We start from the raw sequence: 14,493 nt of genomic DNA, 5'->3' as shown, positions 1-14,493 counted from the left end.
CGTTAAGCACACACGACCTTCAATCGTGAATAAACGAATAGATGGGAGACTTACCATGAGTGAGAACTCTAAAACACGTGTTGTCGTAGGGATGAGTGGTGGTGTTGATTCGTCGGTGACAGCTCTTCTTCTCAAGGAGCAGGGCTACGATGTGATCGGTATCTTCATGAAGAACTGGGACGACACAGATGAAAACGGCGTCTGTACGGCGACCGAAGATTACAAGGATGTGGCTGCGGTAGCAGACCAGATCGGCATTCCTTACTACTCTGTCAATTTTGAAAAAGAGTACTGGGACAGCGTTTTTGAGTATTTCCTAGCGGAATACCGTGCAGGACGCACGCCAAATCCAGATGTTATGTGCAACAAGGAAATCAAGTTCAAGGCCTTTTTGGACTATGCCATGACCTTGGGGGCAGACTATGTAGCGACTGGGCATTATGCCCGAGTGGCGCGTGATGAGGATGGCACTGTTCACATGCTTCGCGGTGTGGATAATGGCAAGGATCAGACCTATTTCCTCAGCCAACTGTCGCAAGAACAACTCCAAAAAACCATGTTCCCACTAGGACATTTGGAAAAGCCTGAAGTTCGAAAACTAGCAGAAGAAGCAGGCCTTGCGACTGCTAAGAAGAAAGACTCAACAGGGATTTGCTTTATTGGAGAAAAGAACTTTAAAAATTTCCTCAGCAACTACCTGCCAGCTCAGCCTGGTCGCATGATGACTGTAGATAGTCGCGATATGGGCGAGCATGCAGGACTTATGTATTATACAATCGGTCAGCGTGGAGGTCTCGGTATCGGTGGTCAACACGGTGGTGACAACGCGCCGTGGTTCGTTGTCGGAAAAGATCTAAGCAAGAATATTCTCTATGTCGGACAAGGTTTCTACCATGATTCGCTCATGTCAACCAGCCTTGAGGCTAGTCAAGTTCACTTTACTCGTGACATGCCAGAGGAGTTTACGCTCGAATGTACGGCTAAATTCCGCTACCGTCAGCCTGATTCTAAGGTGACCGTCCATGTCAAAGGAGACAAGGCAGAGGTTATCTTTGCAGAACCGCAACGCGCCATCACACCAGGTCAGGCAGTTGTCTTTTACGACGGGGAAGAGTGTCTAGGTGGTGGTTTGATTGACAATGCCTACCGCGATGGACAAGTTTGTCAGTACATTTAGATTGACAAATTTTCTCAATTTGCTACAATAATAAAAGCAATAGAAATGATGGTCAAAGCTCATGGATGTTGCAGGCTTTTTTGTCCTGCACTTCTTTGGAGTTTTGACTGTTTTTGTGTCGTTTAAGGGAAAGGAAAAAATGACTCAGCAAGACTTTAGGATAAAAGTAGGAAATACAGTTTTTGGTGTTCGGGCGACAGCCTTGATTCTCCAAAATAGCAAGCTTCTAGTCACCAAAGATAAGGGCAAGTATTACACTATTGGCGGTGCCATCCAAGTCAATGAAAGTACGGAAGACGCAGTAGTCCGTGAAGTGAGGGAAGAACTGGGTGTTAAAGCTCAAGCTGGGCAGCTAGCTTTTGTGGTTGAAAATCGTTTTGAACAAGACGGTGTTTCCTATCACAACATCGAGTTTCATTATCTGGTGAACTTGCTTGAGGATGCCCCATTGACCATGCAGGAAGACGAAAAAATGCAGCCTTGTGAGTGGATTGACTTGGATGAACTCCAGAATATCCAGCTAGTTCCAGCCTTTTTAAAAACAGCCCTACCAACTTGGGACGGCCAACTAAGACACATTCATCTTGAGAAATAGGAGAGAAAAGGATGGTTAAGCTTATTGCCCATGTACTTGTTCATAGTGGAGATGATTATTTGCTCATTCAGCGTTCGGAAATTAAAAGAGGACAACCCAATGTTTATCCAACTTACTGGGATATTCCTGGTGGCGGGGTTGAAAAGGGTGAACTTCCGCGAGATGGAGCTCTTAGAGAATGTATTGAAGAAGCGGGAGTTAGGCTAGATAGCAGTTTGCTCAAACTTCTTCACGAAGATAGTCAACTGGATACTTCTAAGGATACTGTCTTTACTCGATTAGTTTATAAAGCAGAGTGGGTTGGGGAGAAGCCAATTATCAGATTAGATCCTGAAGAGCATACGCACTTTAAATGGGTTACTATGGCTCAAGCTCTAGAGGAGGAGAAGTTAGTTCCTTATTTACGAGAAATTTTTGAAAGGTTAAGAAATGACATATAATTTTACAGAAGAATACGATATTATTGTAATTGGTGCGGGACACGCTGGGGTCGAGGCTTCCTTAGCTGCTAGCCGTATGGGTTGTAAGGTTTTGCTTGCGACTATCAACATTGAAATGCTGGCTTTCATGCCTTGCAATCCCTCTATCGGTGGTTCTGCCAAAGGGATTGTTGTGCGTGAAGTTGATGCCCTCGGTGGCGAGATGGCCAAAACCATTGACAAGACTTACATCCAGATGAAGATGCTCAACACAGGGAAGGGGCCAGCTGTCCGTGCCCTCCGTGCGCAGGCTGACAAGGAGCTTTACTCTAAGGAAATGCGCAAGACGGTTGAAAATCAAGAAAATCTGACCCTTCGTCAGACTATGATTGATGAGATTTTGGTTGAAGACGGCAAAGTTGTCGGTGTTCGTACAGCGACCCATCAAGAGTATGCTGCCAAGGCTGTTATCGTGACGACAGGGACCGCCCTCCGTGGGGAAATTATCATCGGAGATCTCAAGTACTCATCAGGTCCTAACCACAGCCTAGCTTCTATTAACCTTGCTGATAATCTCAAGGAATTGGGCCTAGAAATCGGTCGGTTCAAGACAGGAACCCCTCCACGTGTCAAGGCTTCTTCAATCAACTACGATGTGACAGAGATTCAGCCAGGAGACGAAGCGCCTAATCATTTCTCATATACTTCACGTGATGAGGATTATGTCAAAGATCAGGTGCCATGCTGGTTGACCTATACCAATGGTACCAGTCATGAGATTATTCAAAACAACCTCCACCGTGCGCCTATGTTTACAGGTGTGGTCAAGGGAGTGGGACCTCGTTACTGTCCGTCGATTGAGGACAAGATTGTACGCTTTGCGGACAAGGAACGTCACCAGCTCTTCCTTGAGCCAGAAGGGCGCAATACAGAGGAAGTCTATGTTCAAGGACTTTCAACCAGTCTGCCTGAGGATGTCCAGCGTGACTTGGTTCATTCCATCAAAGGTTTGGAAAATGCAGAGATGATGCGGACAGGTTATGCCATTGAGTATGATATGGTCTTGCCTCATCAGTTGCGTGCAACTCTGGAAACCAAGAAAATCTCAGGTCTTTTCACTGCTGGTCAGACAAATGGAACGTCAGGTTATGAAGAAGCTGCTGGCCAAGGGATTATCGCGGGTATTAATGCGGCTCTGAAAATCCAAGGCAAGCCTGAATTGATTTTGAAGCGCAGTGACGGTTATATCGGGGTCATGATTGATGACTTGGTGACCAAAGGAACCATTGAGCCTTATCGCCTTTTGACTAGTCGTGCCGAGTACCGTCTCATTCTTCGTCATGACAATGCTGATATGCGTTTGACTGAGATGGGACGTGAGATTGGGCTTGTGGATGATGAACGTTGGGCTCGTTTTGAAATCAAGAAAAATCAATTTGACAATGAGATGAAGCGCCTAGACAGTATCAAACTCAAGCCAGTCAAGGAAACCAATGCTAAGGTTGAGGAGATGGGATTCAAGCCGTTGACCGATGCAGTGACAGCCAAGGAATTCCTTCGCCGTCCAGAAGTGTCTTACCAAGATGTGGTGGCCTTCATCGGACCAGCAGCAGAGGACTTGGATGACAAGATTATCGAATTGATTGAAACAGAAATCAAGTACGAAGGCTATATTTCCAAAGCCATGGACCAGGTTGCCAAGATGAAACGCATGGAAGAAAAGCGCATTCCAGCCAATATCGACTGGGATGACATTGATTCTATCGCAACCGAAGCCCGTCAGAAGTTCAAACTTATCAATCCAGAAACCATCGGCCAAGCCAGCCGTATCTCGGGAGTAAACCCAGCAGACATTTCTATTTTGATGGTGTATCTGGAAGGTAAAAATCGTAGTATTTCTAAAAATCAAGAAAAGAAAGCATAGAAAAAAACAGCTCCGAAGACGGGGCTGTTTTCTTGCTTTATTCTTCATCTGGTGTGAGGATCATAGGGATGATGATCGGTTCACGTTCTGTATTTTCATAAAGGAAGGGGCGAATAGCGTTGACAATGGCACCATTGACTGATTGCACGCTAGCATCCTTGTTTTTCAGTGCGATACGAATGGCATTGAAGAGGATACGCTGGCTTTGGCGAATCAAGTCGCCAGACTCTCTCATGTAGACAAAGCCTCGGCTGAGGATGTCTGGACCAGACAGAATCATCTGCGATTTGAAGTCAACAGTTGCGACTGCCAGAACGACACCGTCTTCAGATAGATCGCGACGATCTTTGAGGACAGCAGCACCGATTTCACCGATACGATTTCCATCTACATAGATGTCTTGGGCGTTGAAATGACCTGCTATACGAGCTGAGTCAGCAGTAAGAGCAAGCACATCACCATTGCTCATGATAAAGATATTGTCCTTCTCAACACCAGTATCCACCGCTAGTCCAGCGTGGACTTTTTGCATGCGGTATTCACCGTGGACAGGCATGAAGTATTTTGGCTTAATCAAGCGGAGCATGAGTTTTTGCTCTTGCTGGCCACCGTGTCCAGATGTATGGATATTGTTAACCTTACCGTGGATAACTTCGACACCAGCTTCTGAAATGATGTTAATCAGCTTGTTGACGCTAGTAGTGTTTCCAGGGATTGGACTAGAAGAGAAGATAACGGTATCGCCGGGTTGGAGTTGCACCTGACGGTGGGTTCCGTTGGCGATACGAGAGAGGGCCGCCATCGGTTCACCCTGACTACCTGTACAGAGAATCAGAACCTCGCCTGCAGGGTAGTCTTTGATTTCATTTGGCTCGATAAAGGTTCCCTTAGGAGCTTTGATGTAGCCAAGCTCGATTCCGTTGACAATGGCCTTTTCCATAGAACGACCAAAGACCGCAATCTTACGTCCAGTCTTAACAGCAGCTTCTGTTGCTTGTTGGAGACGGAAGATATTTGAAGCAAAGGATGCAAAGATAATACGTCCTTCAATGCCTTGGATAATCTTCATGATGGACTGGCCAACGACTTTTTCAGAGTTGGTAAAGGTTGGCACTTCTGCATTTGTTGAGTCAGACAGGAGACAGAGAACACCTTCTTCACCAAGGGCAGCCATACGGTGCAAGTCCGCAGGTTCTCCAACTGGAGTGAAGTCGAACTTAAAGTCACCCGTACAGACGATTTTTCCTTGAGGAGTATGAATGACAATTCCCAAAGGCTCTGGAATAGAGTGAGTCGTTCTAAAGAAAGTTGCCTTGAGATTTTTAAAGGTCAACTCAGTATTATGGTTGATTTCGTAAAGTTTGGCGTTGCGTAAGAGGCCGTGTTCTTCGAGTTTCCCACGGATTAAAGCTAAGGCAAGCGGTCCAGCATAGATAGGGACATTTGCTTGTTTGAGCAGGAATGGAATCCCACCGATGTGGTCTTCGTGTCCGTGTGTGATTAAGACAGCCTTGACGCGGTCGATATTGTCCACGATGTATGAGTAGTCAGGAATGACATAGTCGATACCCAGCAAGTCATCTTCTGGGAATTTAATCCCAGCATCGACGATGATAATCTCGTCTTGGTATTCAATCCCGTAAGTGTTTTTCCCGATTTCTCCCAGACCACCGATGGCAAAAACGCCGACTTCTTCAGGTTTAAGAGTGTAGGCCATATTAGAACTCCGTAATTTCGAAGGCGCCAGTTTCTTTTTCGTAATCTAGCAATTTGTCAGACAAGAGTTCGATATACTCGATATTGTACTCTGGGCGATTTTCTTCGACAAGTTGGCGAGCAGCGATACGGCCCTCAAGTTCTGAGTTAGCATCGATGTCTAGGTATAGTGCGCGTGTTGTTTCACGGCGTGGGCTACGTTCTTTTGTTTCTTGATAAAAAACTTTGTAAATCATATAGTTCCTTTCTATTTACAGGTCAGCTTATTCCAAACTTTTAGCATAAATTTGCTTAATTTCATTCCATTTTGTGTCTAGATTGACCTTGATTCGTTACAATTATTTCAATTATACCACAAAATGAAAAATTAGTAAAAGACGGAAACGAGAAAGTCACAGGACGATTTCTTTAGTAAACGTTTGCAAAAATAAAGAAAATATGTTATTTTGATAATGGAAATGAGTTTTATTGTTTGTCATAATTCCATATAGATTTTAAGTCAAGGAGGTTGCCCTATGTATAACTTATTTGCTTTTGCTATCGGAGCTCGCTTGGTAGCTTTTATTGTTTTTGTTGCTTGCGTTTATGCGGGGAATCTTCTATTTGCCAAACTGGAACAACGACAAACCAAGTTCTTGTGGAAGATTACCTTTGTGACTCTCTACTCGCTTTTTCTCCTCCTTGTAACCTATGTCGTTTGGTTTGTATTTTACTTTGGATTAAATGCTTAGATGCCCTGCTCATGCTGGGGCATTTTTGTTTGGGGATAAAGAAAATTCCCATGTGCCAGCTTTTGTAGTATAATAGTAAGCAGACAAAAAGATAGGAATGTGTTATGAAAGTATTAGCTTTTGATACGTCCAGCAAGGCTCTTTCTCTCGCTATTTTAGAGGACAAGCAGGTTCTTGCCGAGACGACGATTAATATCAAGAAAAATCACAGTATTACCCTCATGCCAGCCATTGATTTTTTGATGGCAAGTTTGGATTGGACGCCCAAGGATTTGGACCGAATCGTGGTGGCGGAAGGGCCAGGTAGCTACACAGGTTTGCGAATTGCGGTAGCAACTGCTAAGACACTTGCTCATACTCTGAACATTGAGTTGGTTGGTATGTCTAGCCTCTTGGCTTTGGTGCCCTACCAACAAGAAGGTTTGTTCGTTCCTTTGATGGATGCGCGTCGCAACAATGTTTATGCAGGATTTTATGAAAATGCTAAGTCTGTCATGCCAGAAGCGCACTTACCCTTTGAGCGAGTGATTGAGTTAATCAAGGGGGCTAGTCAGGTTACCTTTGTCGGAGAAGTTGCCCCCTTTGTGGAGCAGATTCAAGAACACTTGCCAAGGACTAATTACAAAGAAACCCTGCCAAATGCAGCTAATCTTGCTCTTTTGGCTTGGGACAAGGAAGCAGACTCCTTGCATGATTTTGTGCCGAACTACCTCAAACGTGTTGAGGCTGAGGAAAACTGGCTCAAGAATCACACCGAGTCTGGCGAGTCTTACATTAAACGCCTATGATAGAAATCAAACGAATCCAACAACAGCCTGACTTGGCTCAAGCCATCTACGCTGTCATGGTAACTGTTTACCCAGTCAGTCCTTGGACTCTGGAACAAATCCAAGCAGACCTGTCCCAAGACCAGACTTGGTATGCTCTGGCTTATGATGGGGCAGAAGTGATTGGCTTTCTAGCTGTGCAGGAAAATATCTTTGAGGCAGAAGTCCTGCAAATCGCTGTTAAAGGAGCCTATCAGGGTCAGGGGATTGCCTCGACCTTGTTTGCTCAATTGCCGACAGACAAGGAGATTTTTCTCGAAGTTAGAAAGTCAAATCAAAGAGCGCAAGCATTTTACAAGAAAGAAAAGATGGCAGTCATCGCTGAGCGAAAGGCCTACTACCATGACCCAGTCGAGGACGCCATCATCATGAAGAGAGAAATAGATGAAGGATAGATATATTTTAGCATTTGAGACATCCTGTGATGAGACCAGTGTCGCTGTCTTAAAAAAAGACGACCAGCTCTTGTCCAATGTCATTGCTAGTCAAATCGAGAGCCACAAACGTTTTGGGGGCGTAGTGCCAGAAGTAGCTAGTCGTCACCATGTCGAGGTCATTACAGCCTGTATCGAGGAGGCTCTAGCAGAAGCAGGAATTACCGAAGAGGACGTAACAGCTGTGGCGGTTACCTATGGACCGGGCTTGGTCGGAGCCTTACTAGTTGGTTTGTCAGCTGCCAAGGCTTTTGCTTGGGCACATGGGCTTCCGCTGATTCCCGTTAACCACATGGCTGGCCACCTCATGGCCGCTCAGAGTGTGGAGCCTTTGGAGTTTCCCTTGCTAGCCCTCTTGGTTAGCGGTGGGCACACAGAGTTGGTTTATGTTTCGGAGGCTGGTGACTACAAGATTGTTGGGGAAACGCGAGATGACGCGGTTGGTGAGGCCTATGATAAGGTTGGCCGTGTCATGGGTTTGACCTATCCTGCTGGTCGTGAGATTGACGAGCTAGCTCATCAGGGACAGGATATTTATGATTTCCCTCGTGCCATGATTAAGGAAGATAATCTGGAGTTTTCATTCTCAGGTTTGAAATCGGCCTTTATCAATCTTCACCACAATGCCGAGCAAAAGGGAGAAAGCTTGTCCACAGAGGATTTGTGTGCTTCCTTTCAAGCAGCTGTCTTGGATATTCTTATGGCAAAAACCAAGAAGGCCTTGGGAAAATACCCTGTTAAAACCCTGGTTGTGGCAGGTGGCGTGGCAGCCAATAAAGGTCTCAGAGAACGCCTAGCGGCCGAAATCACAGATGTCAAGGTCATCATCCCACCACTGCGTCTTTGTGGAGACAATGCAGGAATGATTGCCTATGCCAGCGTCAGCGAGTGGAACAAAGAAAATTTTGCAAACTTGGACCTCAATGCCAAACCAAGTCTTGCCTTTGATACTATGGAATAAAATGGAGTCTGTCTGATTACAATCAGCAGACTTTTTTCTCTTTCCTGAATGTGTTATAATAGTCCATGCTGTGGCTGGAGCCTTTTCAGCCTACTTATACTCTTCGAAAATCTCTTCAAACCGTGTCAGCTTCTATCTGCAACCTCAAAACAATGTTTTGAGCAACCTGCGGCTAGCTTCCTAGTTTGCTCTTTGATTTTCATTGAGTATTATTAAGACAATACGAGGAGAAAGATGAAAGAAAAAGGATTTTGGGAGGGGGCGCAGGCAGCCATGCCAACGGCCCTTGGTTATATCAGTATCGGGCTGGCCTGTGGGATTATTGGTGCGCCTTATGTGACACCTGTGGAGATGGGCTTGATGAGCCTCTTTGTTTATGCTGGGAGCGCCCAGTTTGCCATGTTGGCCTTGATTGCGGTTCAAGCTCCTGTGGCAGCTATTGCTATGACGGTCTTTTTGATCAATTTGCGTCTCTTTTTGTTGAGCTTGCACGCATCAACCTATTTCCGTCATACCAGTCTCTGGCAAAATATCGGTATGTCTAGCCTCTTGACAGATGAGACTTATGGTGTTTTGATGGGCGAGTTAGCCCATACAGACAAGGTCAATCCTATGTGGATGCACGGAAACAATCTCAACAGCTATGTGGCTTGGTTTGTGGGAACAGTTGTCGGAACGGCTCTGGGTGGCCTGCTACCAAATCCAGAAATCTTTGGATTAGATTTTGCCTTGGTTGGGATGTTCATCGGAATTTTTGCTTCGCAATTCCAGATTATGCAAAGACGGATTCCTGTCCGCAATCTGCTCATTATCCTAGCAGTTGTTGCGGTGTCCTTCTTTTTACTCTTAACAGTGGTGTCTCAGTCACTAGCTGTTCTGTTTGCGACGCTACTTGGTTGTACAATGGGGGTGGTATTAGATGGTCAGTAAGTATCTTTTATTAGCAGTTATTTTCTCTGGCTTGGTGACCTGGATTCCCCGTATGATTCCCTTCATCTTGGTCAAGTATAAGGGTTTGCCTGCAATCGTTGAGCGTTTTTTGAAGTTCTTGCCCGTTTCTATTATCTTTGCCTTGATTCTTTCAAGCGTAGTAACAGGTAAGGTTGGGAGCCTTCCTCAAATCAAATGGCTGGATTTCTTAGCAGTCTTTCCAACAGCTTGGGTAGCCTTTCGTTATCGCAATCTAGTCGGAACAGTTCTCTTTGGAGTGGTCTTAATTGCACTCTTGCGTTTGGTCTTTTAAATCAGCCATAAAGAAAACCTATCACAGAGATAGATATCATATAATGGCGTAAATGTTTTTTTTCTGTTAAGATTATAAGGTATTCTATTTTGGAGGAAATGAAATGAAAAAAATCGTTAAATACTCATCTCTTGCTGCCCTAGGGCTTGTTGCTGCAGGTGTGTTAGCAGCTTGCTCAGGTGGTGCTAAGAAAGAAGGAGAAGCAGCTAGCAAGAAAGAAATTATCGTTGTAACCAATGCTACACCAAAACCATTCAACTATGAAGAAAATGGCGAATTGACTGGTTACGAGATTGAAGTGGTTCGCGCTATCTTTAAAGACTCTGACAAGTATGATGTCAAGTTTGAGAAGACAGAGTGGTCAGGTGTCTTTGCAGGACTTGATGCTGATCGTTACCAAATGGCTGTTAGCAACATCAGCTACACTAAAGAACGTGCTGAAAAATACCTTTATGCAGCTCCAACTGCTAAAAACCCTAACGTTCTTGTAGTGAAAAAAGATGACTCTAGCATCAAATCGTTTGATGATATCGGTGGAAAATCAACAGAAGTTGTTCAAGGGACAACATCTGCTAAACAGCTAGAAGACTACAACAAACAACACTCAGATAACCCAACTGTCCTTAACTACGTTAAAGGGGACTTCCAACAAATCATGGTACGTTTGAGTGATGGTCGATTTGACTACAAGATTTTTGATAAGATCGGTGTTGAAACAGTGATCAAGGATCAAGGTTTGGACAACTTGAAAGTTATCGAACTTCCAAGCGACCAGCAACCTTACGTTTACCCACTTCTTGCTAAAGGTCAAGATGAGTTGAAAACGTTTGTGGACAAACGCATCCAAGAACTCTACAAAGATGGAACTCTTGAAAAATTGTCTAAACAATTCTTCGGAGGCACTTATCTACCAGCAGAAGCTGATATTAAATAATTTCTTGAAATCATCCATTCTGAGTAGATGGGTGATTTCTCAGTTTTTAGGGATATAGTTTTAAACTATATATCTGACTATCTAATAACAATTTGTGAAATCAAACAAATTGTGAGATACTAGTACGGTATTATTTTTAAAGGAGATAGAATCATGAAAATCAAAAAATGGCTTGGTGTAGCAGCCCTTGCTACAGTCGCAGGTTTGGCTCTTGCAGCTTGCGGAAACTCAGAAAAGAAAGCAGACAATGCAACAACTATCAAAATTGCAACTGTTAACCGTAGCGGTTCTGAAGAAAAACGTTGGGACAAAATCCAAGAATTGGTTAAAAAAGACGGCATTACTTTGGAATTTACAGAGTTCACAGACTACTCACAACCAAACAAGGCAACTGCTGATGGCGAAGTAGATTTGAACGCTTTCCAACACTACAACTTCTTGAACAACTGGAACAAAGAAAACGGGAAAGACCTTGTAGCGATTGCAGATACTTACATCTCTCCAATCCGCCTTTACTCAGGTTTGAATGGAAGTGACAACAAGTACACTAAAGTAGAAGACATCCCAGCAAACGGAGAAATCGCTGTACCGAACGATGCTACAAACGAAAGCCGTGCGCTTTACTTGCTTCAATCGGCTGGTTTGATTAAATTGGATGTTTCAGGAACTGCCCTTGCAACAGTTGCTAATATCAAAGAAAATCCAAAGAACTTGAAAATCACTGAATTGGATGCTAGCCAAACAGCTCGTTCATTGTCATCAGTTGACGCTGCTGTTGTAAACAATACCTTCGTTACAGAAGCAAAATTGGACTACAAGAAAGCACTTTTCAAAGAACAAGCTGATGAAAATTCAAAACAATGGTACAACATCATCGTTGCGAAAAAAGATTGGGAAACATCACCTAAGGCTGATGCTATCAAGAAAGTTGTTGCAGCTTACCATACAGATGAAGTGAAAAAAGTTATCGAAGAAACATCAGACGGTTTGGATCAACCAGTTTGGTAATAAGAAACAGGGAGGTGGGAGAGAAAATTCCACCTCTTGCTTTTGTATAAAGCATGGATTGTCAGGAAGAGTAGCTCATAGAAAGGTAGAGAGAATATGGTTTTTCCTAGCGAACAAGAACAGATTGAAAAATTTGAAAAGGATCATGTGGCCCAGCATTATTTTGAGGTTTTGCGTACCTTGATTTCTAAGAAATCGGTCTTTGCCCAGCAGGTCGGACTTAAGGAAGTCGCAAATTATCTGGGCGAGATTTTCAAACGTGTTGGGGCTGAAGTGGAGATTGATGAGACTTATACGGCTCCCTTTGTCATGGCGCATTTCAAGAGTTCGCGCCCAGATGCTAAGACCTTGATTTTCTATAACCACTATGACACTGTTCCAGCGGATGGGGATCAGGTCTGGACAGAGGATCCTTTTACGCTTTCGGTCCGCAATGGCTTCATGTATGGGCGTGGAGTTGACGATGACAAGGGCCATATCACGGCTCGTTTGAGTGCTTTGAGAAAATACATGCAGCACCATGATGATTTGCCTGTCAATATCAGTTTTATCATGGAGGGAGCGGAGGAATCGGCTTCGACAGACCTAGATAAGTATCTGGAAAAGTATGCGGATAAACTCCGTGGGGCGGATTTGTTGGTCTGGGAACAAGGGACCAAAAATGCCTTGGAACAGCTAGAAATTTCTGGTGGAAATAAGGGGATTGTGACCTTTGATGCCAAGGTGAAAAGCGCTGATGTGGATATCCATTCTAGTTATGGTGGGGTTGTGGAATCAGCTCCCTGGTACCTCCTTCAAGCCTTACAGTCTCTTCGTGCCACAGATGGTCGTATCTTGGTTGAAGGTTTGTACGAAGAAGTACAAGAGCCAAATGAACGGGAATTGGCCTTGGTGGACACTTACGCCCAACGAAATCCAGGGGAAATCAGCCAGATTTATGGTTTGGAATTGCCTCTCTTACAAGAGGACCGTGCAGCCTTTCTAAAACGTTTCTTTTTCGAGCCAGCCCTTAATATAGAAGGGATTCAGTCAGGTTATCAAGGACAAGGGGTTAAAACGATTTTGCCAGCAGAAGCTAGTGCTAAGCTAGAGGTTCGTTTGGTTCCTGGTCTAGAACCGCATGATGTTCTGGGAAAAATTCGGAAACAGCTAGACAAAAATGGCTTTGATAAGGTAGAATTATACTATACCTTGGGAGAGATGAGCTATCGAAGCGATATGAGCGCGCCAGCCATTCTCAATGTAATCGAGTTGGCCAAGAAATTCTATCCACAGGGCGTTTCAGTCTTGCCGACAACAGCGGGGACAGGGCCTATGCATACGGTTTTTGATGCCCTAGAGGTACCAATGGTGGCCTTCGGTCTAGGAAATGCTAATAGTCGAGACCACGGTGGGGATGAAAATGTGCGAATCGCCGATTATTACACCCATATTGAATTAGTAGAGGAGCTGATTAGAAGCTATGAGTAGAGATATTATCAAGTTAGATCAGATCGATGTGACTTTTCACCAAAAGAAGAGAACCATCACAGCGGTCAAGGATGTGACCATTCACATCCAAGAAGGGGATATCTACGGAATCGTTGGATATTCTGGAGCAGGGAAATCAACCCTTGTACGGGTGATTAATCTCTTGCAAAAGCCATCTGCAGGGAAAATTACCATTGATGACGATGTGATTTTTGATGGCAAGGTGACCTTGACGGCCGAGCAGTTGCGTCGTAAACGTCAAGATATTGGAATGATTTTCCAGCATTTTAACCTGATGAGCCAAAAGACAGCAGAGGAGAATGTAGCCTTTGCCCTTAAACACTCTGGACTCAGCAAGGAAGAAAAGAAGGCTAAAGTAGCCAAGTTGTTGGACTTGGTTGGCTTGGCAGACCGTGCTGAAAACTACCCTTCACAACTATCTGGAGGGCAAAAACAGCGTGTAGCCATTGCGCGTGCCTTGGCCAATGATCCAAAAATCTTGATTTCAGACGAGTCAACTTCTGCCCTTGACCCTAAGACAACCAAGCAGATTTTGGCCTTGTTGCAAGATTTGAACCAAAAATTAGGCTTGACGGTTGTCTTGATTACGCATGAAATGCAGATTGTCAAAGACATTGCCAATCGTGTGGCAGTCATGCAGGATGGGCATTTGATTGAAGAGGGCAGCGTCCTTGAAATCTTCTCAGATCCTAAACAGCCTTTGACTCAAGACTTTATCTCAACAGCCACAGGAATTGATGAAGCTATGGTCAAAATTGAGAAGCAAGAAATCGTACAACATTTGTCTGAAAACAGTCTTTTAGTGCAACTCAAGTATGCAGGTGCTTCAACAGACGAGCCACTTTTGAATGAATTGTACAAGCATTATCAAGTAACGGCTAATATCCTCTATGGAAATATTGAAATCCTCGATGGTACTCCTGTTGGAGAATTGGTTGTGGTACTGTCTGGTGAAAAAGCAGCGTTGGCAGGTGCTCAAGATGCCATTCGTCAAGCAGGCGTACAACTAAAAGTATTGAAGGGAGGACAGTAA

The 14,493-nt window shown here is 44.3% G+C and carries 16 protein-coding genes; 14 read left to right on the top strand and 2 right to left on the bottom strand.

The window, feature by feature from the left end; all coding sequences use genetic code 11:
• The first annotated feature begins 55 nt into the window (after nt 1-55).
• From mnmA to mnmG, 4 genes are all read left to right on the top strand, one after another.
• The gene (gene mnmA / locus SM12261_RS08875; protein WP_001293905.1) at nt 56-1,177 is read left to right on the top strand and encodes a tRNA 2-thiouridine(34) synthase MnmA; all 1,122 of its coding nucleotides are present in this window, start codon (nt 56-58) and stop codon (nt 1,175-1,177) included.
• A 139-nt stretch (nt 1,178-1,316) separates the two neighbouring features.
• Complete coding sequence (locus SM12261_RS08870; RefSeq protein ID WP_025169747.1) at nt 1,317-1,772, top strand: NUDIX hydrolase; 456 nt, start codon at nt 1,317-1,319, stop codon at nt 1,770-1,772.
• Nucleotides 1,773-1,783: 11 nt separating this feature from the next.
• Nucleotides 1,784-2,212 carry an NUDIX hydrolase gene (locus SM12261_RS08865; protein ID WP_000239792.1) on the top strand — a complete coding sequence of 143 codons (429 nt, stop codon included), beginning with the start codon at nt 1,784-1,786 and terminating at the stop codon, nt 2,210-2,212.
• Complete coding sequence (gene mnmG / locus SM12261_RS08860) at nt 2,202-4,115, top strand: tRNA uridine-5-carboxymethylaminomethyl(34) synthesis enzyme MnmG (RefSeq protein WP_000221903.1); 1,914 nt, start codon at nt 2,202-2,204, stop codon at nt 4,113-4,115. Before SM12261_RS08865 ends, mnmG begins: the two co-directional genes overlap by 11 nt.
• Nucleotides 4,116-4,152: 37 nt before the next feature.
• Here the strand turns inward: mnmG and rnjA are convergent, their stop codons facing one another.
• Nucleotides 4,153-5,832, bottom strand: coding sequence for a ribonuclease J1 (rnjA, locus tag SM12261_RS08855; RefSeq protein ID WP_000331986.1), 1,680 nt, complete (start codon nt 5,830-5,832; stop codon nt 4,153-4,155).
• A gap of 1 nt (nt 5,833) precedes the next feature.
• Complete coding sequence (locus tag SM12261_RS08850; protein ID WP_000639571.1) at nt 5,834-6,067, bottom strand: DNA-dependent RNA polymerase subunit epsilon; 234 nt, start codon at nt 6,065-6,067, stop codon at nt 5,834-5,836.
• Between the two features lie 279 nt (nt 6,068-6,346).
• Here SM12261_RS08850 and SM12261_RS08845 point away from each other — a divergent pair, with 279 nt between their 5' ends.
• The 10 genes from SM12261_RS08845 to SM12261_RS08800 all read left to right on the top strand — a co-directional run bounded on the left by SM12261_RS08845 (nt 6,347) and on the right by SM12261_RS08800 (nt 14,493).
• Nucleotides 6,347-6,562 (top strand): hypothetical protein, encoded by a 216-nt coding sequence (locus SM12261_RS08845; RefSeq protein WP_000282475.1) that lies wholly within the window; start codon nt 6,347-6,349, stop codon nt 6,560-6,562.
• A gap of 104 nt (nt 6,563-6,666) precedes the next feature.
• Nucleotides 6,667-7,350 carry a tRNA (adenosine(37)-N6)-threonylcarbamoyltransferase complex dimerization subunit type 1 TsaB gene (gene tsaB / locus SM12261_RS08840; RefSeq protein ID WP_000865703.1) on the top strand — a complete coding sequence of 228 codons (684 nt, stop codon included), beginning with the start codon at nt 6,667-6,669 and terminating at the stop codon, nt 7,348-7,350.
• On the top strand, nt 7,347-7,784 hold the full coding sequence (gene rimI / locus SM12261_RS08835; protein WP_000569837.1) for a ribosomal protein S18-alanine N-acetyltransferase: 438 nt from the start codon (nt 7,347-7,349) through the stop codon (nt 7,782-7,784). Before tsaB ends, rimI begins: the two co-directional genes overlap by 4 nt.
• Nucleotides 7,774-8,784, top strand: coding sequence for a tRNA (adenosine(37)-N6)-threonylcarbamoyltransferase complex transferase subunit TsaD (tsaD, locus tag SM12261_RS08830; RefSeq protein ID WP_000655020.1), 1,011 nt, complete (start codon nt 7,774-7,776; stop codon nt 8,782-8,784). Before rimI ends, tsaD begins: the two co-directional genes overlap by 11 nt.
• Before the next feature lie 234 nt (nt 8,785-9,018).
• Nucleotides 9,019-9,714 carry an AzlC family ABC transporter permease gene (locus SM12261_RS08825; protein ID WP_000659730.1) on the top strand — a complete coding sequence of 232 codons (696 nt, stop codon included), beginning with the start codon at nt 9,019-9,021 and terminating at the stop codon, nt 9,712-9,714.
• The gene (locus SM12261_RS08820; protein ID WP_000253935.1) at nt 9,704-10,027 is read left to right on the top strand and encodes an AzlD domain-containing protein; all 324 of its coding nucleotides are present in this window, start codon (nt 9,704-9,706) and stop codon (nt 10,025-10,027) included. The genes SM12261_RS08825 and SM12261_RS08820 overlap by 11 nt, the downstream gene beginning before the upstream one ends.
• 103 nt (nt 10,028-10,130) lie before the next feature.
• The gene (locus SM12261_RS08815) at nt 10,131-10,961 is read left to right on the top strand and encodes an amino acid ABC transporter substrate-binding protein (protein WP_000724955.1); all 831 of its coding nucleotides are present in this window, start codon (nt 10,131-10,133) and stop codon (nt 10,959-10,961) included.
• A 153-nt stretch (nt 10,962-11,114) separates the two neighbouring features.
• On the top strand, nt 11,115-11,969 hold the full coding sequence (locus SM12261_RS08810) for a MetQ/NlpA family ABC transporter substrate-binding protein (protein WP_000694524.1): 855 nt from the start codon (nt 11,115-11,117) through the stop codon (nt 11,967-11,969).
• A gap of 96 nt (nt 11,970-12,065) precedes the next feature.
• Nucleotides 12,066-13,439: a M20 family metallopeptidase gene (locus tag SM12261_RS08805; protein WP_000231813.1), complete on the top strand. Its 1,374-nt coding sequence runs from the start codon at nt 12,066-12,068 to the stop codon at nt 13,437-13,439.
• On the top strand, nt 13,432-14,493 hold the full coding sequence (locus tag SM12261_RS08800) for a methionine ABC transporter ATP-binding protein (protein ID WP_000085675.1): 1,062 nt from the start codon (nt 13,432-13,434) through the stop codon (nt 14,491-14,493). The genes SM12261_RS08805 and SM12261_RS08800 overlap by 8 nt, the downstream gene beginning before the upstream one ends.

Origin of the sequence: Streptococcus mitis NCTC 12261, from assembly GCF_000148585.2 — a bacterium.
Lineage (GTDB): Bacteria > Bacillota > Bacilli > Lactobacillales > Streptococcaceae > Streptococcus > Streptococcus mitis.
The sequence above is the reverse complement of the archived record's forward strand: the minus strand, read 5'-3'. Positions and strand labels throughout refer to the sequence as shown.

Excerpts from the sequence above, each read along its gene's own strand:
- mnmA (WP_001293905.1), top strand. The coding sequence starts at position 56 with ATGAGTGAGAACTCTAAAACACGTGTTGTCGTAGGGATGAGTGGTGGT.
- SM12261_RS08870 (WP_025169747.1), top strand. The coding sequence starts at position 1,317 with ATGACTCAGCAAGACTTTAGGATAAAAGTAGGAAATACAGTTTTTGGT.
- SM12261_RS08865 (WP_000239792.1), top strand. The coding sequence starts at position 1,784 with ATGGTTAAGCTTATTGCCCATGTACTTGTTCATAGTGGAGATGATTAT.
- mnmG (WP_000221903.1), top strand. The coding sequence starts at position 2,202 with ATGACATATAATTTTACAGAAGAATACGATATTATTGTAATTGGTGCG.
- rnjA (WP_000331986.1), bottom strand. The coding sequence starts at position 5,832 with ATGGCCTACACTCTTAAACCTGAAGAAGTCGGCGTTTTTGCCATCGGT.
- SM12261_RS08850 (WP_000639571.1), bottom strand. The coding sequence starts at position 6,067 with ATGATTTACAAAGTTTTTTATCAAGAAACAAAAGAACGTAGCCCACGC.
- SM12261_RS08845 (WP_000282475.1), top strand. The coding sequence starts at position 6,347 with ATGTATAACTTATTTGCTTTTGCTATCGGAGCTCGCTTGGTAGCTTTT.
- tsaB (WP_000865703.1), top strand. The coding sequence starts at position 6,667 with ATGAAAGTATTAGCTTTTGATACGTCCAGCAAGGCTCTTTCTCTCGCT.
- rimI (WP_000569837.1), top strand. The coding sequence starts at position 7,347 with ATGATAGAAATCAAACGAATCCAACAACAGCCTGACTTGGCTCAAGCC.
- tsaD (WP_000655020.1), top strand. The coding sequence starts at position 7,774 with ATGAAGGATAGATATATTTTAGCATTTGAGACATCCTGTGATGAGACC.
- SM12261_RS08825 (WP_000659730.1), top strand. The coding sequence starts at position 9,019 with ATGAAAGAAAAAGGATTTTGGGAGGGGGCGCAGGCAGCCATGCCAACG.
- SM12261_RS08820 (WP_000253935.1), top strand. The coding sequence starts at position 9,704 with ATGGTCAGTAAGTATCTTTTATTAGCAGTTATTTTCTCTGGCTTGGTG.
- SM12261_RS08815 (WP_000724955.1), top strand. The coding sequence starts at position 10,131 with ATGAAAAAAATCGTTAAATACTCATCTCTTGCTGCCCTAGGGCTTGTT.
- SM12261_RS08810 (WP_000694524.1), top strand. The coding sequence starts at position 11,115 with ATGAAAATCAAAAAATGGCTTGGTGTAGCAGCCCTTGCTACAGTCGCA.
- SM12261_RS08805 (WP_000231813.1), top strand. The coding sequence starts at position 12,066 with ATGGTTTTTCCTAGCGAACAAGAACAGATTGAAAAATTTGAAAAGGAT.
- SM12261_RS08800 (WP_000085675.1), top strand. The coding sequence starts at position 13,432 with ATGAGTAGAGATATTATCAAGTTAGATCAGATCGATGTGACTTTTCAC.